The 18,186-nt window shown below is 40.5% G+C and carries 20 protein-coding genes; 12 read left to right on the plus strand and 8 right to left on the minus strand.

The window, feature by feature from the left end; translation table 11 throughout:
* Positions 1–234: 234 nt before the first annotated feature.
* The 8 genes from CWC17_RS01155 to CWC17_RS01185 all read left to right on the plus strand — a co-directional run bounded on the left by CWC17_RS01155 (position 235) and on the right by CWC17_RS01185 (position 6,050).
* On the plus strand, positions 235–648 hold the full coding sequence (locus CWC17_RS01155) for a GFA family protein (protein ID WP_055015284.1): 414 nt from the start codon (positions 235–237) through the stop codon (positions 646–648).
* A gap of 323 nt (positions 649–971) precedes the next feature.
* A complete protein-coding gene (locus tag CWC17_RS19320; RefSeq protein ID WP_160318638.1) occupies positions 972–1,124 on the plus strand; it encodes a hypothetical protein in 153 nt (50 codons plus the stop codon).
* Positions 1,125–1,206: 82 nt separating this feature from the next.
* Positions 1,207–1,791 (plus strand): glycosyltransferase, encoded by a 585-nt coding sequence (locus CWC17_RS01160; RefSeq protein WP_138611868.1) that lies wholly within the window; start codon positions 1,207–1,209, stop codon positions 1,789–1,791.
* Complete coding sequence (locus CWC17_RS01165; protein ID WP_138540880.1) at positions 1,788–2,807, plus strand: glycosyltransferase; 1,020 nt, start codon at positions 1,788–1,790, stop codon at positions 2,805–2,807. The genes CWC17_RS01160 and CWC17_RS01165 overlap by 4 nt, the downstream gene beginning before the upstream one ends.
* Positions 2,804–3,838, plus strand: coding sequence for a glycosyltransferase (locus CWC17_RS01170; RefSeq protein WP_138611869.1), 1,035 nt, complete (start codon positions 2,804–2,806; stop codon positions 3,836–3,838). The genes CWC17_RS01165 and CWC17_RS01170 overlap by 4 nt, the downstream gene beginning before the upstream one ends.
* Positions 3,822–4,880, plus strand: a complete 1,059-nt coding sequence (locus CWC17_RS01175; protein ID WP_171042060.1) for a glycosyltransferase — start codon at positions 3,822–3,824, stop codon at positions 4,878–4,880. The genes CWC17_RS01170 and CWC17_RS01175 overlap by 17 nt, the downstream gene beginning before the upstream one ends.
* Positions 4,870–5,712: a glycosyltransferase family 2 protein gene (locus CWC17_RS01180; RefSeq protein ID WP_171042061.1), complete on the plus strand. Its 843-nt coding sequence runs from the start codon at positions 4,870–4,872 to the stop codon at positions 5,710–5,712. Before CWC17_RS01175 ends, CWC17_RS01180 begins: the two co-directional genes overlap by 11 nt.
* A gap of 113 nt (positions 5,713–5,825) precedes the next feature.
* On the plus strand, positions 5,826–6,050 hold the full coding sequence (locus CWC17_RS01185) for a hypothetical protein (RefSeq protein WP_138611872.1): 225 nt from the start codon (positions 5,826–5,828) through the stop codon (positions 6,048–6,050).
* Here CWC17_RS01185 and CWC17_RS01190 read toward each other — a convergent pair.
* Positions 6,047–7,219, minus strand: coding sequence for an MFS transporter (locus CWC17_RS01190; RefSeq protein WP_138611873.1), 1,173 nt, complete (start codon positions 7,217–7,219; stop codon positions 6,047–6,049). The two genes, CWC17_RS01185 and CWC17_RS01190, sit on opposite strands and share 4 nt — an antisense overlap.
* A gap of 131 nt (positions 7,220–7,350) precedes the next feature.
* On the opposite strand from CWC17_RS01190, the gene CWC17_RS01195 reads away from it, so the two are divergent.
* Positions 7,351–8,133 carry an AraC family transcriptional regulator gene (locus CWC17_RS01195; protein WP_138611874.1) on the plus strand — a complete coding sequence of 261 codons (783 nt, stop codon included), beginning with the start codon at positions 7,351–7,353 and terminating at the stop codon, positions 8,131–8,133.
* 21 nt (positions 8,134–8,154) lie between these two features.
* Here the strand turns inward: CWC17_RS01195 and CWC17_RS01200 are convergent, their stop codons facing one another.
* The 3 genes from CWC17_RS01200 to CWC17_RS01210 form a co-directional block, all read right to left on the minus strand.
* A complete protein-coding gene (locus CWC17_RS01200; protein ID WP_138611875.1) occupies positions 8,155–10,215 on the minus strand; it encodes a TonB-dependent receptor in 2,061 nt (686 codons plus the stop codon).
* A gap of 74 nt (positions 10,216–10,289) precedes the next feature.
* Positions 10,290–10,946, minus strand: coding sequence for a YoaK family protein (locus CWC17_RS01205; RefSeq protein WP_138540888.1), 657 nt, complete (start codon positions 10,944–10,946; stop codon positions 10,290–10,292).
* 11 nt (positions 10,947–10,957) lie between these two features.
* The gene (locus CWC17_RS01210; RefSeq protein ID WP_138611876.1) at positions 10,958–11,650 is read right to left on the minus strand and encodes a substrate-binding periplasmic protein; all 693 of its coding nucleotides are present in this window, start codon (positions 11,648–11,650) and stop codon (positions 10,958–10,960) included.
* 119 nt (positions 11,651–11,769) lie between these two features.
* Between CWC17_RS01210 and CWC17_RS01215 the strand changes: the two genes are divergently transcribed.
* The 3 genes from CWC17_RS01215 (at position 11,770) to CWC17_RS01225 (ending at position 13,560) form a co-directional block, all read left to right on the plus strand.
* The gene (locus CWC17_RS01215; RefSeq protein ID WP_055015297.1) at positions 11,770–12,018 is read left to right on the plus strand and encodes a TIGR03643 family protein; all 249 of its coding nucleotides are present in this window, start codon (positions 11,770–11,772) and stop codon (positions 12,016–12,018) included.
* 76 nt (positions 12,019–12,094) lie between these two features.
* Positions 12,095–12,457, plus strand: coding sequence for a hypothetical protein (locus CWC17_RS01220; RefSeq protein WP_138611877.1), 363 nt, complete (start codon positions 12,095–12,097; stop codon positions 12,455–12,457).
* Positions 12,458–12,480: 23 nt separating this feature from the next.
* A complete protein-coding gene (locus CWC17_RS01225) occupies positions 12,481–13,560 on the plus strand; it encodes an endonuclease/exonuclease/phosphatase family protein (RefSeq protein WP_138611878.1) in 1,080 nt (359 codons plus the stop codon).
* Between the two features lie 368 nt (positions 13,561–13,928).
* Here the strand turns inward: CWC17_RS01225 and CWC17_RS01230 are convergent, their stop codons facing one another.
* The 4 genes from CWC17_RS01230 to CWC17_RS01245 all read right to left on the minus strand — a co-directional run bounded on the left by CWC17_RS01230 (position 13,929) and on the right by CWC17_RS01245 (position 18,017).
* Positions 13,929–14,432 (minus strand): hypothetical protein, encoded by a 504-nt coding sequence (locus CWC17_RS01230; RefSeq protein WP_138611879.1) that lies wholly within the window; start codon positions 14,430–14,432, stop codon positions 13,929–13,931.
* 87 nt (positions 14,433–14,519) lie between these two features.
* Positions 14,520–15,614, minus strand: coding sequence for a serine/threonine-protein kinase (locus tag CWC17_RS01235; protein WP_138611880.1), 1,095 nt, complete (start codon positions 15,612–15,614; stop codon positions 14,520–14,522).
* Positions 15,615–16,028 (minus strand): DUF3010 family protein, encoded by a 414-nt coding sequence (locus tag CWC17_RS01240; protein ID WP_138611881.1) that lies wholly within the window; start codon positions 16,026–16,028, stop codon positions 15,615–15,617.
* Between the two features lie 612 nt (positions 16,029–16,640).
* Complete coding sequence (locus CWC17_RS01245) at positions 16,641–18,017, minus strand: NAD-dependent succinate-semialdehyde dehydrogenase (RefSeq protein ID WP_138611882.1); 1,377 nt, start codon at positions 18,015–18,017, stop codon at positions 16,641–16,643.
* Positions 18,018–18,186 lie beyond the last annotated feature (169 nt).

An 18,186-nucleotide genomic window follows, 5' to 3' on the forward strand; every position in this document is an offset into this window, starting at 1 on the left:
AAGTGTGGTTATTCCCCATAAATAGGCGATAACGCTGCATAAATGCCAAACATGCGCTGCCCTGCGGGTTCTGCCTAGGGGCGATAAACTCTTTGTTGCTCGGTTTTTACTTAGCCCACTAGGTTACAAACCTCGCGCCGCGATTTTAATCGCCCCTAGATTGAACAAATTTCAATCCGCAAAGGTCAACACGCCCTAGGTTAAACACCTTTAAACATGCTCAAGGAGAGTAAAATGAAAATTACTGGAAGCTGCTACTGCGGTGAAATTAAATACCAAGCCCAGTCGCAAAATAATAACGTACTTGTATGTCATTGTAGCGATTGCCAACGCATGTCTAGCGGGCCATTTAGAGCGGTCATTATGGCTGAGCCTAACTCAGTCGTTTTTACTAAAGGCGAGCCAAAAGAGTATGTTAAAACAGCACAGAGCGGCAATAAACGTGCGCAAGGCTTTTGTGGTACGTGCGGCACTACACTTTACGCAACTAATGAAGCTAAAGCCGATAGAGTGTACGGCCTGCGTATAGGTGCTGTTGATCAGCGAGATGAATTTACCCCAGCTGCACAAATTTGGTCGCAATCAACGCTTAAATGGCTAAACGATTTACACCAAGTGCCTGCTTTTGAAACTACACCTCAATCATAAGTGCTGTTAGCGTTGAGAAAATAAAATAGCTAATTAGTTATGCTTTGCTAGTGGGAAAAATCTCGCTAGCTGCATTTTACTCCCTCCTTTACCTCCTCTTTATATAAAATTAAAGTATTTTTAGGCCAAATGACTTTGTGAATTATTTTCATATTTTATTGAAATATATGCCTACATGCTCATTTGTAGTAGTAGCTCACCTCAGCTTTTGTATTTAAGTTTATGATATTTATAAAAATAAAGTTTATTTTTATATGTACCTATTTGGCTTGTTAATTGCTGATAAACACCACGGACTACATATTAATGATGAGGTGAAACGAATGAGAATTTTATCCACGAGCGAAGTAGGGGCTGAATTAGAAGCAGCCAAATCACGTTTAAAAAAATTACCCCACTGGAAACTCTCTGAAAAGTTAGCCTTAGAGCTGCGCTTAAAACAACTAAGCGCTTACTTTAACGAATACAAAAGTTAGCGTTTGATTTATTAGCGTAAATAGATATGGAAATTAATCCCCTTGTTTAAGCGGTTTTAAATAATATGGCTAAGGAAAAACAATGAAAAGCAAAAGGTACTGTAAAACGGCCATCGTGCTAGTAACTTACCACTGCAATGAAGGTGTTATAGAGCGCGTTAAAGAAATACAAAAATACGCCAGTAATTACATCATCACGATTGTTGATAACTCAACACAAAAGTACAAACAAAGGTATAACTTACGCCTAAGATTAAAGGCGATTGACCCCAACATTATTTATATTGATCACACACTAAACTGTCGGTTTACGGCTTATAACGTGGGGCTGCAAACAACGTTGAGTGATTTTGTTGTTTTTCGTACTGACGACGATGTATTTGATGAAAAGCACACTTTTAAACTAATAAACGAAGGCTTTGAAGAGGACTTTGTTTTTACTCCCTATTACTTTGATAATACAAAAAAAGTAGAGCGCACTTATCAAAGACCGATAGAAACCCTGGTATTTAAAAAGAATTCATTATTAGCGTTTTTACCTTTTAAAACAGCCCCAAGCAGCGATTGGCAGCTAATGAAAAAGATGTTTGCTACAAAAAGCAAAAAGGAAGTGCCACTCGTTCTTTTGTATAAAAAACCGCATGGTCGCGAGGAGCTTGTTGTATGAAACTAGCAATAATAGCGCATCCCCGATTTCCTATTAAATCTCCCTATGCTGGTGGGTTAGAAGCTTTTACTGGCGCATTAGTTGAATACTACCAATCAGTTTATGAGGTTACTTTATATGCTCACCCAGACAGTGAGGTTAACTGTAAATTAAAATCGTTCCCGATAGATAACAGCCAATATCAACAATACCCCGATATAGTTGAAAACGATTTTATGCTCAAGGTAATGGACGATATAACTAAAGAGCAGTTTGACGTAGTGCATAACAACTCCCTTAACCCGATTCCCATACTGTGGGCCAGTAAACATAATATTCCTATGTTAACCACGTTGCACACACCGCCTTACTCAAAATTAAAAGCGGTGGTAGGGCTGGCTTCTTACTCGCCATTTATACACTTTACCGCAGTCTCGCACTCTTTAGCAGAAGCGTGGGAGCCTTTTATAAACGATAAAGTAGAAGTGACCTACAATGGTATAGACCTTAAACGCTGGCAGGTAACAAAAAAGCCGCAAGATTATGTGTTTACGTATGGCCGAATATTACCAAGTAAGGGCATTGATATAGCAATATCTACAGCGCAACAAATGGGGATTGCTATTAAATTTGCCGGCCCCATAGCCGATCAACACTATATGGATGACGTAGTGCGGCCTTTACTAAAACCCTGCGATACCTATTTAGGGCACCTTGATCACCATAGTATCAAACACCAATTGGCTCATGCCAAAGCTGCAGTATTTGGCACCCGATGGGATGAGCCTTTTGGGCTTTCTACTTTAGAAGCTATGGCAACAGGTACGCCAGTGGTGTCGTTTAATCGCGGTGCATTTGCCGAAATAGTCAGTGAAGGCGCAGGTGTGCTTGCTAAGGGCAATAATGTAAATAGTTTAGCCGCCGCGCTTGAAGCATCATTCTCACTAAATCAAAGCGATGTAATTAAAAGCGCTCGTAATTTCCCTATTGCAAAAATGTGTAGCGAATATAGCAATATACTGGGGAGAATTGCATGAGAATACTGATGGTCGCAAGCCCAATAGTCTCTTTACGACAGCCCTTTAAAGGGGGCACAGAAGCCTTTGTTGCTAATTTAGCTAATGCACTTTGTAAAAAAGGCCACACTGTTGATGTGTTGTGTAAAGATGCTGATGAAGAAAACGAGTTTAACATTTTACAGTTAGACGAATCCCCACTACGCATGAAAGACAACATAACCACAGAGGAAGAAGGCCAAAAGCTGTACCAAGCTGCCCAATTTGCGCTAATCGATAATTCGTATTACGACGTTGTGCATTACCACAGTTACTACCATGCACTCTATGATGTGGCATTACTTCATAATATAAAAAGCGTAATTACTTTACATGCCCCGGTATCACCAAAGTTAGGTTTAATACATAAGCTGCATAAAGCGCGTAGCGAACACCGCTATATTGCTGTATCTAACAGGTTATGCAAAGAGTGGGAGGCTCATCTAGGTAGTGCCATTAAAGTGATTTCAAATGGCGTTACTCTACCCAAAAGTGAGTGTGTGCAAAAAATTAATAAAACCCACGATTTATTTTGGATGGGACGTATTAACGCCGAAAAAGACCTAGTATCGGCGATTAAAATAGCGCAAAAATTACAGCGCAAATTATGCATAGCTGGCCCCGTTGAGGATAGGGAATACTTTAATGCTCACGTCGAACCGCTTCTTACAGACTCCATTTATTATATTGGGCATTTAAAACACGATGAATTGTTTACACAGCTTGCTAAATCTTGTTTGTTTTTAGCTACCTCTAAGTGGAACGAACCTTTTGGCCTAACCACTATTGAAGCGCTTGCTCATGGTATACCTGTTGTAGGCTTTAAAACAGCCATACCAGAAGAACTACGATTTTCTAACGTGTGTACTGCACTAAACAATGTGGATGAAGCTGTATCTGCCATTAAAAAGCTAGGCAAAGTATCGCCGCAAGCGTGCCAATCTTTTGCTAAAAACTTCGACTTTAACGTGACTGTTTCAAATTATGAGGCCGAATATGCAGCACTTATATGAGCCAAATTTACCGACTGTATTTTTTTATGTTCACCATCATGGCGCGGGCCACATTACACGTGCTGAGTTACTTATTACTAAGTTACAAAATAGCTATAACGTAGTGGTGCTTTATGGCGATTTAAACGTAAAAATTGCTTTGAATAAAGTGTGTAAGCGGAGTATTTTTGAAAAGCTACCTTCAAAATGGGCAGGCCAAAGCGCTGTACAAAGAAGCTATAACACTGCATTTGAAGGAATCGAATATAGCGAAGCGCCACTTGAACGCTCCATAACCTTTAACCTATTGGCGCAGCAATACAAACCGGTACTATTTATCAGTGATGTATCGGCCGAACTGACTATTATGGCCAGAAGTATTGGTTTACCTGTTTTAATGCAGCGCCATTCGGGTGATATTAGTGGCGATCCCACGCAAGTGTTTGCTTACGAATGCGCGACTAAACTATATGCCCCGTACCCAAAGCAGCTAGAAACACCTCACTACAGCTATTTTAATAAAACTCATTATTTAGGATTTATATCAAAATACACAAGTTGTAAAAGCGCCACCAATACAGATTTTGGCAGCTGTATTACTTTGCTAATGACCGATGCCCAGAGCGGGGCATTAATTGCCCGTACACTGATTAAGTACACCGAACACGTTGAGGTTATTGGTTGCCAAGGTGAAGCCATTGAAGGAGTAACCTACAAAGGCAAAGTGAGCAATATAGATCAAGTGATTTCAGCAAATGTGGTTGTAACAAGTGGTGGCAATAACGCAGTATCACAGTTGTTATCACTGGGGAAAAAGCTAATTGTTATACCCGAAAACCGACCCTACCAAGAGCAAGATGAAAAAGCGCGCATGTTAGCTAAAAATAACCTCGCAGTGCATTTGCCTTTTTCAGCGTTTTTACAGCACAACAATGCCCAAATAGAGGCTGCGTTGGTTAATGTAAGAAAAACCCAAACAAGTAAAACACAAATAATAAATGCTACAGAACAGTTTACCAGCGAGTTTGTAGAATTAGTTAAGGAGGTTGCAATTGAGTCATAATTTTTCAATCGTTACTATTGTAAAAGGCCGCCACCAGCAGCTTGCTAACCTTATCCACAGTATAGAAAATAGCACGCTTCGCCCATCTGATATGGTGGTGGTGTGGATGGATGAAAAAAACAGCCATAATGTTACCCCAAACACGTCTTTTGTGACCAAAAATGTGTACATACAAGAAAACGGCTTACCCCTTGCTAAAGCGCGCAACACGGGGGTTAAAAATGCGCAGCAAAACGACGTTATATTTATAGACGTAGATTGCATTTGCTCCCCAACACTTTTTGAAAGTTTACTTGCTAAACTAACCCACGGATTAGTGGTCAGTGCTAAAGCAAAGTATTTACCGTATGTGCCCAAAAGCAGTAACTATGAATTATTAGTGGAGGAAGCTGTTGATCACCCTAAACGCAAAAACTTACCTACAAACGAAGAGGTAGATTTTTTAACTTTTTGGTCTTTAATTTTTGTGATTAATAAACGTGACTTTAATAAAGTTAATGGTTTTGATGAGCAGTTTATTGGCTACGGCGCAGAAGACACCGACTTTGCAATGCAGTGCAAAGTAAGCAATATAAAGCTTAATTACATTGATGATTGGGTATTGCACCAGTACCACGATAAGTTTACGCCACCTTTAAATTACGCCGAAGATATTTGTAACAACGCCAATACATTTGCAAAAAAGTGGCAATTTTTACCTATGTTTGGTTGGCTAAAAAAAATGGCCGCTATGGATATTGTTGAAATTGACGAAAAGAGCCACAGCGTTAAATTTTTAAAAAAACCGACCACCAATGAAATAGAAGCGTGCCGCTCTACCTCGCCGTATTAAATTAGGTGCGTTAAATGCTAAAAGCGAAACAAGCAATGGATATGACAAACGATTATTGAAATTTTTTTTCCTACATGACTGTCTATTTATAGGACCGTCATGTGGAGAAATATATGTGTAGTTCACCTAAAACTAGCCGAGCCGTTAAAAAGTCAGCCATTAACTTTAATGACGACCTAACTCAAGAGCAGCGCCTGCGTTTTGCTGCAAAAGCTAATTTAGCACAGGAGCGCCGCGCACAACGCGAAGCCACAAATAAGCGCTTTGAGAAAAAGCACTTATCAGTAAAAAAGCCAGCGACAGGCTTGTTAGCATGGTTACGCCAGTTGATAAGCTAGCTATTATTAAGCGTGGTATTTTTTCCGCTAAACCAGCCACATGTAGCACATAGCACGCCCGCACCTGCACATAGCCAAAGTGGCGCACTCCAGCTGCCAGTGCTTGTATGTAGCGCCCCAGCTATCATAGGGCCAATAGCCGCCAGTAAATAGCCAATACTTTGTGACATACCCGACAGTGAGGCCGCTTGTGTTGAGTTATCGGTACGTAAGCTAATAAACGATAACCCTAAAATAAAACACGCGCCAGAGCTAAAACCAAGTAGTAGTGTCCATATCAATGCAAAGCTTGGCATATATAACAAACCAAGCGCACAGGTTGCACTGAGTGATGCAAGTATAAAACTAAGCGCACTTTGATCTTTGAGCTTGGCAAGTAACGGTATAAGTACCAGTCCAGGTATGGCGGTCGCAATTTGAAAAGCCCCATGGTAGGCACCTGCTTGCGTTGCACTTTGCCCCGCTTCGGTGAGTATGCTGGGTAGCCACGTAATGATGATGTAGTTTAAAAACGAATTTAAACCTAACAATAGTGTAATTTGCCATGCAAGTGCATAACGCCAAATGCTTTTAGTAAGTGCTGAGGTATGCGTTGTTTGTGTCGGTTTTGTGTGTTTATTTAATTGCGCCATCCATATAACTAACGTGGTAAGTGTAATAAGTGCACTTGCCCCTAAAGCAAACTGCCAGCCTAAGCCTTCATATTGGCTAAGCGGATAAACTATCGTTGAAAAACCACCAGATACAACGCCCATGGTGAGTACATAAGCAGAGGTCATTACCGCAACTTTTGCTGGAAAGTCGCGTTTTATTAAACTCGGTAGGAGTACATTAGCTATGGCAATACCGGCGCCTATTATGGCGGTGCCAACAAATAGCATAATGGCTGAATCAATCACGCGCGCAGCAATACCCAGTAATATTAAAAATACAGCAAAAAACAATGTGCGCTCAAGCCCTTGGCGCTCAGCCAGGCTTGCAGCCATAGGCGATATAATGGCAAAGGCAATTAGCGGTAACGTGGTAATAAAGCCTGCTTGCGAAGCGGTTAAATTAAAGTGCGCGATTATTTGTTCAAGCACAGGGGCAACCCCTGTAAAAGGCGCACGTAAATTGGCAGCAATAAGTAAAATACCGATTACAAGTAATACGCCTGAAAAGCGAGACATACCGCTATTACTGTTAGGTGTATGAGTCATTATTACAAAATATGTTAGCTAATAATGGGCGCTAGTATAAACAAATCAGCAGTATTATAATTTAGCTATACTGACATTAAATAACTAAAAACTGACAAAATATGTTTGAGCCTAAAGGGTGGGGATACCTACAAAACTACGAGCACATGGTACAGCCCATAATCGCCAAAGTAGATACCGCACAAGGCAGTAAAGAATACCCTTTACATACACATCCAAAAGGGCAATTAATATTAGCGCTTGATGGTTATGTAACCTGTGAAGCCGCTAATAAAATGTGGATGGTGCCAACGCATAGCGCTATTTGGGTACCTGCAAACACCTTACACAGCAATCGCGCATCTGATAACGCCAAATTATGTTTTGTATTTATTGATGCCAATAAGCACGGTATGCCACAGCATACCTGTACATTAGCAATAACGGGGCTGGTAAAAAGTTTAATGCTAAAACTCGCCAGCGAGCACCAAGCCTATAACGAAGACTCTAAAACAGCACGCTTAGCTCAGGTACTGTTTGATTTATTAATTGAAATGCCCGCCCAGCCGCTCGACTTTGCGCTTTCTAAGCATGCGGTTATTCAAACGATGGGGCAGCAGTTACTCGCACAGCCAAATAATCGCAAAACCCTTGCGCAATGGGCACACGATTTTGCTTTAACCGAGCGGACCTTAGCACGGCTTATAAAAAAGCAAACCGGTATGACCTTTGGTAAGTGGCGAATGCAATTACATATAATTACAGCGCTGCAGGCATTGTCAGGTGGGCAAAGCGTACAACAAGTGTCGGCGTTATTAGGGTACGAATCGGTGAGTGCGTTTATAACTATGTTTAAAAAGGTTATGGGCAAACCGCCCACTAAATACATGGGCGATTTAAATTAGTTAAATCTTTAAGTTAACGCATTACCACGTGTACGTAGCTGAAATCATGGCGTTACGCGGTTTACCAGGAAAGTACCTATCGCCAGTAAAGCTGGTGTAATCAGCACGCTCTGCGTAAGCTTCGTCGGTCAGGTTAATTATACGTGCAAGCACTTCTAGGTTTTTGGTAACTTGCCACTTTGCACGCAAGCTTAAAATATCATGCCCCTCGTAGCTATGACGGTTTTCTGGGTCGGTATAGTAACTACTTACGCTATGCCATTGCAGTGCAAGCGCTAGGTTATTAAAGGCTTGCCAGGTTAAATCAAGGTTAGCTACATTTCGAGGCGCGGTGTCTACGTTGTTACCGTTTATATTTAGCCCATTAATTAACTGGTTATTGGTATATGTGTGCTCTGCATGTGTACCTGCAAATTGTAAGTTAAGTGTTTTACTTAATGCGTAGTCTACTTCAAGCTCAATACCTCGGTGGCGTGAACGGCCATCATTAACGTTATAAAAGTCGCTATCGCGATAAATAGTGTTGTGTTTGCTCATAGCATACACAGCCAATGCATAACTCACATCGGTGTAATACCCTTTTAAGCCAAGCTCGGCATTATTGGCTATTTCGGGGTTTAAATTAGCGGTAGTTTGCTCGCGTTGTAATTGGTAAAGCTCTGCCGCTTGCGGCGCTCGGTAGCCACGCGAAAAGTTAGCGTATAGTGTATTGTTTTTGTTAACCTTATAGCTTACACCAAGCTTAGGTGAGGTATTGCTAAAACTGTTTTTAACACTGGCTGGGCGGCTATAACGGCATCCGCCAAAACCACATTCAGTGTCATCATCTTTTGTGCGGCCAGTCAGCATATTATTAGTGTAATCGTACTGCATGTGCTCATATCTTAGGCCGGCGCTAATAAACCATTTATTTAATTGCCACTCAACTGATGCAAACGGTGCATACAGGGTTGCGTTTACATCGTAATCGTAATGTTTGCCTTGCGGTACTGTGGCTACTAAAAATGCAGAGCCCTGAGTTGGCTCGTTTTGGCTTTGTGTAAAGTCGCTACGAGTGTATTCGCCATCAAGCCCTAGGTTTACTTTTATATTGCTTTGCAAGTTATGTTGATACAGCGATTGCACACCTATGCCTGTTTGACTGTTGGTTTCAAGCGGGGTGCCAGGTAAAAAATGCTTAAAAAAGTCCATGCTTTGGTCGCGCACATAAGGCGTTATAGAAAGCACATTGCCATTTTTAAATTGCCACTGGGCGTTGCTCCACGCTCTAAATGAGCGGGCTTTTCTAAAGGCATCGGGATCAAAGTTTTGCTGTGCTATGTCTTCGTTTTTATAGCTTTCAAAACCCGTTATAAAGCCTGCAGTTTGCTGATCTAAATTTGTGTATGTAAGGCCGGAGGTCAGTAACAGGTTATCGTTTTCAAAGCGGTGGCGAATATTTACTTTTTGCTGTTTAACGCTTTCATCATCACGGTAACCAGTATCGTCGGTAACACTTGCATTAATGCCAATCCCACTGTTGCCGTAGTCTTTTCCTGCGCGTAATTTATAACGAGCATACCCGTATGAGCCATAATCAAGCCCAAAAAGTCCGCCGCCTTGGGTGGTGTCTGGCGTTATTACATTAATTACACCATGCACGGCGTTTGAGCCATAAAGTGCAGAGCCCGGGCCTTTTAATACTTCAATGCGCTTTGCCATTTCGCTATGCGCTTCAAATAGCTCGTTTATATTACAAAAGCCTGCAGCACGTAGCGGTATGCCATCTTCAAGGGTGAGTATGCCGCCACAGGCTGCTGCGCCCGAGAGCACCGGCGAGCGAAGTGCCGGTAAGTATTCTTGCCCATTTCCGCGCTGTACATTAGCACCTGCAATACGTTGTAACGACTCTTCAACATGAGTAGGCGCAATGCTATTTAATTGCGCCTCAGATAAGGTACTAATAGTAAGCGGATAGGGTGTAGCCAGTGCTTCTGTACGTGATGCGGTGGTTGTTATGGTTTCTATTGCATCATCGTTTTTATTATCAGCAAGTGTAACGTGGCTGAGTGGCAATAACAGCGGCAAAATATAAGGTTTCATACATTCCTTTAAGGTGAATAACGCTTTATTAGCACCATGGTAAGGTGTTTTAAAGCGTTTTTAAACCGCTTGCGTTAAAGTGTGCGAACTCTGTAAATTTTATACGTTACAGATAATACAAAGCACGCCAGCGCAGGCACCACTAAAGCAAGTATTGAGTAATACTCAAATAAAATAACCCCAGTAATACCGCCAAGTAAAAAACCAAAAATAATAAGTAAAAACATAACGCCTTTGCGGGTATCAAAGGGTTCACCTTTTAGCGCTTTGCCTATCATTAAACCTAGGTCGGTAAAAATACCGGTTAAATGAGTGGTGCGCACTACTGCGCCGCTGTAATTAGTGGCAAGGGCGTTTTGTAAACCACACGCAGCGCTGGCAAGTGTAATGCCATAAACATGGGCGCGGCTGAGTAAATAGGCGCTTAAAAGTAGTAATAGGCCTTCAATAAATAATAGGGTGTCGTAATGTCGCCCAAGCTTTAACGAGCCGCCGGTAAGTAAAAAGCCAGAAAGGGCAGAGCCAAGCATAAAGCTCAGCACTACAGCCAATAGCAATAGTGCGCTAGAGACATTACTCATTAATGTAATACCAAGTAGCGTTACACTGCCCGAAAGGTGCGAAATAGCCTGATGTTCAAACCCTAATAACCCAATAGCGTTAACAATGCCCGCTATGAAGGCGAGTGCAAACGCGCCATACTCAACCCATTTTGGTAATTTAGTTAACATTGCCTACCTTATTAATGCACACCGAATTGCGCTTTATAGCGCTTTATTTGCTCATCAACGAGTGCGGTGTCGACCACGCCATGCTTAAAAGCAATATAAACAGGTAGAGCGTACCCTTCAAGCTGCTTAGCATGTATGTTTTTATAGCCTTTTGAGTACCATAAACCGGCTTGATAATTAGTAATTGCGTAGTCAACACGCTGTTTATCAAGCAAATCAAACGTGGCTTTAGTGGAGAGTGAATGCATAAAGTTGCTTTGTTTAAGATTATATTCTTTTGCCAGTACACTGGGTAATTTAACGCCTCTTAGCATAGCAATACGTGAATTTGATAAGTCATTATTAAGGTTTGCTTTTTCTGTGCTAAATAAACCAAATTGGGTGGTGTGTAGTGGTTCATTAGTAAATTCTAAATATTGTGCTCGCTCGGTATTATTAGCGAGCGCAAAGTAGCAATCGTAGTAACCTAACTTCATTTCTTTTTTAATACGTGCCCACGGTAAATGTACCAGATCAATGGTTACTTCTAAATTACGCTCTATAAAAGCTAAATAGTCTATGTCTATGCCCGTAAAGGTATGTGTTTCATCGTCATAAATTGTAAAAGGCGGGTAATGGGTAGTTGCACAGCGCAGCGTTTTATTAGGCGCGGCTAATAATAGCGAAGAAAAACTAAAAGCTAAAAGCAGCAGTAATGTGCGCATACATATAAATCCAATTTTTTCTTATGCTAGTGTGTTTAGTATACAGCGATATTCGGTTTTGAGGTGATGATCTATGTATTTTTTCTTCTCGTATAAGTTTAAATTTTTAAGAGACAACCATGTTTAACGCAGAGCAACAATCGCGAATCATAGAAATGGCGTGGGAAGACAGAACTCCCTTTGAGGCTATAGAGCAGTTATACGGACTTAATTATTCACAGCTTGTATCGTTTATGAGAGGGCATATTTCAAAGGGCAGTTTTAAAGTGTGGCGTAAACGTCATGCAGGGCGTAAAACAAAGCATTTAAAATTACGAGACCCAGCCATAATGCGCAGCCACTGTAAAACACAGTATAAGCAGCGATAAAAGCTATTTTTAAGTTTCATACGATGTTCAGCCGTGTTTGATAATCTTTAGTCATTAACTTTATTAGAGATTATTTATGAAAGCGTTTTTATTCACTGTATTTTTAGCAGGCGCCTTGGTTAGTATTAATGCCCAGGCAAAGCCCAATAAAGACAATCACGGCCATAAAAACGGCCACCATAAACATCAGCAGCACAACTATAAAAGCAGCAATAAACTATCTAAAAAGCAGCACAAAAAATTAGTACGTGCTGGTTGGACACCACCAGGGCTAAGTAAGCGTTACCACAAAGGCGATTACCTAGATCGCAACGTATATAAACAAGGCCGCGTTATTGAACGCTCCAGAGATAATGGTACAGTAAGTATAAAAATTGACCGTACAATTATTCATATGGTGCATGATACCCGAGAAATACTTTCAATTCTAACTCGTTAAGTACACTTTATAAGGATATTTAAATGCTCATTGCACTGGCTCTAATCATTGGCTTTTTTTTATTAGTGACCTTGTTACCTATGTCGTACAGTCAGCACTATTTAGTACGCAGCTGCGACTTTGTCCGGCTTCAGGTATTTTATATAGCCAGCGCAGTTGCAGTTGTGTCGTTGTATTTACTGTGGCAAAGCGGCAATAGCGGGTACTTGTATACTGCTTTAACCGCATTACTAATCATGATATTACAAGGGAAATGGATATTTCCTTACACTTGGCTTGCTAAAAAAGAAGTTAAAACCGCCTCAGTGAGCGAAGATCACAGTGTGAGAATCATGTCGGCTAATGTACTTATGTCAAACCACAATAGTGGGCAACTAATCTCACTGGTTGATAAGCACCAGCCTGATTTGTTGATAACTCTTGAAAGCGATAGCTGGTGGGAAAACAAATTAGCTGTTCTTAAAAAAAACTACCCCTATTATATTGAATGCCCTAAAGATAACCGCTACGGCATGCATTTATACAGTAAATTTAAAATTCTTGATGCGCAAATATGTGAGCTCATTGAAGATGATATTCCTTCAATTCATATCCTGTTCGAAAACGATGAAGGCCTGCAAATGCAAGGGCACTTTATACACCCCGCGCCACCAAGCCCCACTGAGGAAGACTCATCGCGCCCACGCGACTCAGAGCTCATAATGGTGGCAAAAGCACTTAAAAATCCATCACGCCCGACCATTGTAGCCGGCGATTTAAACGACGTAGCGTGGTCGCGCAGCACGCGTTTATTTATGCAAATAAGCGGTTTTTTAGACCCACGCAAAGGCCGTGGCTTTTACAACACCTTTCATGCAAGTTACTTTTTTATGCGCTGGCCGCTTGACCATTTATTTCACAGCCAAGGCTTTAAAGTAAAACGCATTAAGCGCCTTGCTAAATATGGCTCTGATCATTTTGCACTACTTACCGAACTGGTGTTTGAAAACGCCAAGCAGCAATCATTAGAAGATAAACCAAAAGAGCTTAAGCAAGAAGAAATTCAAGAGCTAGCTATGAGCAAAGCCGATAAGCGCAAGGTGCCAAGGTTTGAGAAGAAGTGATAGCTATTAGTTTTTAGCTATTAGCTGTTAGTTGAATATGTTTAAACTTGAACGCTCAAGTTTAACTCATGGTACTTCATCAGCTTGTAGGTCGGATAAGCGAAGCGCCATCCGACACAGTAAAATACCTTGCCTTATGATCAATATTTTATGCAGTTGAGTGGCTGGATCAGTCATTGCTAAACTTTGATGTATGAAGTCAAGATTTGACCCCTTAAGTTTGACCCCTTAAGTTCCTTTGTCGAGTGGCAGGAGAGTGCCAATTGCAAACAGTGGTAACGCTTCATTAAAAAGCGAGTTTAGGCTTGCTAAACTTTAGTGACGAAGGAACTCAATCAAGCCGTGACGAGTCTTTCTTCAATGACTTGTTATACGTTTTTGTAATCACTGATGATATTACTTGTTCCAACAAATTCAAGCTCACAAGCGGTAGTAACAAAAACCGACTCTAACTGTTTCCTTAAACCCTCGGGCGGTAATTGCTCTGGTTTAAAGGCAATTGTGATTGATTCTCTAGAAGGAATTCTAAATGGTAACTCAATGCCTTCGCCTAAAATCATAGCTTCGGGAAACACTAAGCGCTCTCCATCAGGATTATCCGAAATTTTAAACCCAGTCTCTACAATACTAATATCAAATTTACTTAGGTTAATTACTTTAAGCCCCAAGGTAACAAATTCTCTGTTTTTCTGTATTTCAATTTCGCTATGACCGTAATTCTTGCCGTCTCCCATTTTGTGAATTGAAATAGGTTTAACTGTAACAGTAACTTCTTCTTTTTTCTTGTCCTTAGTCATATTGTAAATACCAAGGATCAAACCACCTAAAGCACATAAGCTTATAATGATATCTTTGAGTACTGATAAATCCATTTAAGACTCCGAGCTTGAGAAACGTATAACGCCTTGCTCACCAGAAAATTGGGAGCGCAGCGAGTAATTTTTGAGTGCAGCAACTTGTTAGGCCTTTGATTCAATTTGCTGCACTAATTCATTAATGCTAGTGCCGTGAACTGTTTTATCGTTTCTCCAGTCTCCATTCTTTTTCTTTTGAACGGAAAATATTCCATCTTTAGCAGTTATACGGTAGCTCGTGTCAGATGTCAGTTGAGGATTACCATCACAAATAGACCAATCTAAAATAGTTGGCCGAATCTTATGAAGGTCAGCTTTGAATTCAGTAGCGTTCTTATACCGCTTGGAGGGGTCTAGGTTGATAGCTCTTCTTATGACACGTTTCATTTTCTCCGAAACCCATGGTGGCAAAGTCTTTAGATTGACTGCTTTACCTTTTGTGATCTTATTTTTTATGCATTGATCCACATAGATAGACTTATCAACATGATCGCTTAGGCTATTAAAGTGTTTAAGCTCTGCCTTACTCAACCAGCTATGCTCGTCATAAGGCAGCGCCCCACCTAGGAGCTGATAGAAAACAATACCCATTTGATAAATATCGCCTTTGCTAGTATAGGTATTATGCAGAACCGACTCAGGTGGACGATACAAAATAGAATGGCTAGAGGACGGTATTTCATCAGTTCCATCAGGGGCAACTTTAAGTGAGCCGAAATCACCAATTACAGCTTGCTTATCATCATTAAGGTATATATTAGAAGGTTTAATATCTCTATGCAGAAATCTCTCTGCATGAAGATGTGACAACCCATTTAGAACTGAACTAACAAAATCAATAGCTTGCAAGTTACCAAAGTTAGTTTGTTCAATATAATCGTCCAAATCCCCATTCTGACAATAAGGCGTAACAAAATATGCCCAGTCATTATCTATAAACGAAGCGTCCAATATGGATAAAATATTGTCACAATGAATTGCGGCTAAATTTCTAGGCTCTGCATGGTAATCCTTATCACCGCCCCAATAGTAAAATTTTACAGCAACATCCGTTGCCATAATTCGATTACGTCCAAAAAATAGGTAGCCATTAGCACCTTTTTCAACTTCTTTAGTAAAAGTATACGTTTTTGATAGTTTGACTAATTCTGCTTTTATCTCATTTGGTGCACTCAAACCATCAATATAGAGCTCTGCCATTTACTTATTTGCCCCGACTACACTCGCAAGGTATGCAGTATGCTGATACTTATTAAGCTCATCAGGAATTTCAATATCAGATTTTTTTTGCATCGAGGAAATTGATTGGGGGGAAATCAAAATTACGTTTGGCGCATCAGACACTTGTATAATACCTTCCATCTTAAAAGTATCAGCCCCGCCAGCGTACTCACCTTTCTTACCTCTCTTTTTTATGACCACCTTATCAACCGAGTTTTCGCGACAAAAGCTTTCAAACGTTTCTTTAAATGTTTTCACCTGAACACAACATTCACCATCTACGAGCGGGATTTTCTTAGTCGCAATTAAGACATTATCAATACCTTGACCTGTTTTTTGAACTAATGCCAATCTGGCTTCACTTCCTTTAAGCTCAATACCACATATTCTCATAAAACTTCCTTATATTGATTTCCCGTTGAGGCCTAATAATTTAATAGTGCGCTCATCGCGCATATTTCTGCCGACGCTACGCTCATTTCTCTGCATGATATAGTTTTAGCAAATAACCTAAGGCATTACTATCACTAAGTTTTCTGAAACTTTAAAGAAAAGATAAATAGAACAATATGCGCGCAGCACTCATTTTCATGAATATATGCGCAAAGAACAGTTTAACCAATCTATTAACGTCGATGTTTAGCTAGTCTCAATGAACGCTCCTCGCTCATTATTGTCTGTCATTTTTAGTCTATCCATCAAATCTTTAGGTTTTGTACCAGCTTCTATATATCAAATCTTAGCGCTAAGTTTTGTAGAGTTTATCGAGCTATCTGAACTCACAATTTTAAACAACATGGCTGAGCTTTTACTAAATAACCTAAATTGGGAAGTGAAGTTTTAGGTGTGAATTTTAAAGTGAAAATATAGCCCTTAAACGCATTACACTTAGCAGCTATACCCATAAAAAAGCCTAAAAGTGATTGCTCACCTTTAGGCTTAATAATATTTTTAAAACACGTATAAATATTCTTCTAATACGTTTATCTCAGGTGTGTAGCTAAATTAGCTATTAATCATAATACATTTGATATTCACAAATTCGCGCATACCAAAGCCGCCGTGCTCTCGGCCGTAGCCACTTTCTTTAACACCACCAAACGGTAGGTTGGGTTGGGCAAGGCCGTAACCGTTAATGTTGATCATACCGGTATCAAAGTGCTTTTTAGCTAGTTCAATGGCTTTTTTCTCATCTTTAGAGAAAATACCACCGCCTAAACCGTAGCGAGAGTCGTTGGCGATGCGCATTGCATCGTCGTTATCTTTGGCTTTTATTAGCGAAGCTACTGGGCCAAATAACTCATCATCGTATGCTGGCATGCCCGGCGATAAATTATCAAGAATAGTAGGTGGGTAGTAATAACCCGTTTGCGAAGGTGCTTCGCCACCTGTAATTATATTTGCACCGGCTTTAACAGATTGCATTACTTGGTCGTGAATTTTATCGCGTAAATCTTCTCGAGCCATTGGGCCTAGGTCTGTATCATTAGCCATTGGGTCACCCATTTTTAATGCTTCAAATTGGGCTTTAATTTTTTCTTTAAAGTCATCATAGAGTGACTCTACAACCACAAAGCGTTTTGCCGATACACAGGTTTCGCCGTTGTTGATCATGCGCCCTGTAACACAGGTTTCAACAGCAAGGTCTAAATCTGCATCATCAAGAACTAAGTAGGCATCGTTGCTGCCAAGCTCAAGCACTGTTTTTTTAACGTGCTTGCCGGCTTCTTCGGCTACTTTTTTACCCGTGCCATCACTGCCTGTAAAGGTTACGCCGCTGATTGCTTTGTGCGAAATAAGCGCGCTGGCAGTTTTGCCATCAATCAGTAAGTTGCTAAAGCAATAGTCAGGGAAGCCCGCTTGCTTAAATAAGCTATCGATTTTCTCTGCCATGCCAAATACATTGCCCGCATGTTTAAGTACGGTGGTATTACCGGCCATAATGTTAGCGGCACTGTAACGGATTACTTGATAAAGCGGAAAGTTCCAAGGCTGAATACCTAATAAAACACCCGTTGGCTGGTAGCTAATAATAGCGCGGCCGCCGTCCATATCGCGCTCTTCATCGCCAAGTACTTGTGGGCCGTTTTCGGCTGTGTAACGACAAATACCAGCGCACAGTTCAATTTCTTGAAAGCCCTGCTCGTACACTTTACCCATTTCTTCGGTCATTAATTTAGCAATAGATTCTTTTTGCTCTTCAAATAAAGAGGCTAATTTATTTAAATATTTAGCACGTTCGGTAAATGAAGTTTGACGCCATTTTAAATATGTTTCGTGAGATTTTTCGACTATCTGTTCAGCTTCTTCTTGAGAAAGCAGTGTGTAGGTATCAATGGTTTGCTCAGTTGCGGGATTAATCGTTTTAACTGTGTTACTCATTTTTATCTCCTTACAAATTAGTTATCGGTAAGGGTGCAAACACAAAGCCAGTTTGTTTTATAAAGCAAAATTAGTTTAAGTATTTGAATAGTAATGACTTTAAGTTTTATGATGTGGCGAAAATTAAAACTAAGTAATGAGCAAGCAGTAAAAAATACTGCTTTATGCA

Origin of the sequence: Pseudoalteromonas sp. S3785 (assembly GCF_005887365.1) — a bacterium.
Taxonomy (GTDB): Bacteria; Pseudomonadota; Gammaproteobacteria; order Enterobacterales; family Alteromonadaceae; genus Pseudoalteromonas.

Excerpts from the sequence above, each read along its gene's own strand:
- CWC17_RS01155 (WP_055015284.1), top strand. The coding sequence starts at position 235 with ATGAAAATTACTGGAAGCTGCTACTGCGGTGAAATTAAATACCAAGCC.
- CWC17_RS19320 (WP_160318638.1), top strand. The coding sequence starts at position 972 with ATGAGAATTTTATCCACGAGCGAAGTAGGGGCTGAATTAGAAGCAGCC.
- CWC17_RS01160 (WP_138611868.1), top strand. The coding sequence starts at position 1,207 with ATGAAAAGCAAAAGGTACTGTAAAACGGCCATCGTGCTAGTAACTTAC.
- CWC17_RS01165 (WP_138540880.1), top strand. The coding sequence starts at position 1,788 with ATGAAACTAGCAATAATAGCGCATCCCCGATTTCCTATTAAATCTCCC.
- CWC17_RS01170 (WP_138611869.1), top strand. The coding sequence starts at position 2,804 with ATGAGAATACTGATGGTCGCAAGCCCAATAGTCTCTTTACGACAGCCC.
- CWC17_RS01175 (WP_171042060.1), top strand. The coding sequence starts at position 3,822 with ATGCAGCACTTATATGAGCCAAATTTACCGACTGTATTTTTTTATGTT.
- CWC17_RS01185 (WP_138611872.1), top strand. The coding sequence starts at position 5,826 with ATGTGTAGTTCACCTAAAACTAGCCGAGCCGTTAAAAAGTCAGCCATT.
- CWC17_RS01190 (WP_138611873.1), bottom strand. The coding sequence starts at position 7,219 with ATGTCTCGCTTTTCAGGCGTATTACTTGTAATCGGTATTTTACTTATT.
- CWC17_RS01195 (WP_138611874.1), top strand. The coding sequence starts at position 7,351 with ATGTTTGAGCCTAAAGGGTGGGGATACCTACAAAACTACGAGCACATG.
- CWC17_RS01200 (WP_138611875.1), bottom strand. The coding sequence starts at position 10,215 with ATGAAACCTTATATTTTGCCGCTGTTATTGCCACTCAGCCACGTTACA.
- CWC17_RS01205 (WP_138540888.1), bottom strand. The coding sequence starts at position 10,946 with ATGTTAACTAAATTACCAAAATGGGTTGAGTATGGCGCGTTTGCACTC.
- CWC17_RS01210 (WP_138611876.1), bottom strand. The coding sequence starts at position 11,650 with ATGCGCACATTACTGCTGCTTTTAGCTTTTAGTTTTTCTTCGCTATTA.
- CWC17_RS01215 (WP_055015297.1), top strand. The coding sequence starts at position 11,770 with ATGTTTAACGCAGAGCAACAATCGCGAATCATAGAAATGGCGTGGGAA.
- CWC17_RS01220 (WP_138611877.1), top strand. The coding sequence starts at position 12,095 with ATGAAAGCGTTTTTATTCACTGTATTTTTAGCAGGCGCCTTGGTTAGT.
- CWC17_RS01225 (WP_138611878.1), top strand. The coding sequence starts at position 12,481 with ATGCTCATTGCACTGGCTCTAATCATTGGCTTTTTTTTATTAGTGACC.
- CWC17_RS01230 (WP_138611879.1), bottom strand. The coding sequence starts at position 14,432 with ATGGATTTATCAGTACTCAAAGATATCATTATAAGCTTATGTGCTTTA.
- CWC17_RS01235 (WP_138611880.1), bottom strand. The coding sequence starts at position 15,614 with ATGGCAGAGCTCTATATTGATGGTTTGAGTGCACCAAATGAGATAAAA.
- CWC17_RS01240 (WP_138611881.1), bottom strand. The coding sequence starts at position 16,028 with ATGAGAATATGTGGTATTGAGCTTAAAGGAAGTGAAGCCAGATTGGCA.
- CWC17_RS01245 (WP_138611882.1), bottom strand. The coding sequence starts at position 18,017 with ATGAGTAACACAGTTAAAACGATTAATCCCGCAACTGAGCAAACCATT.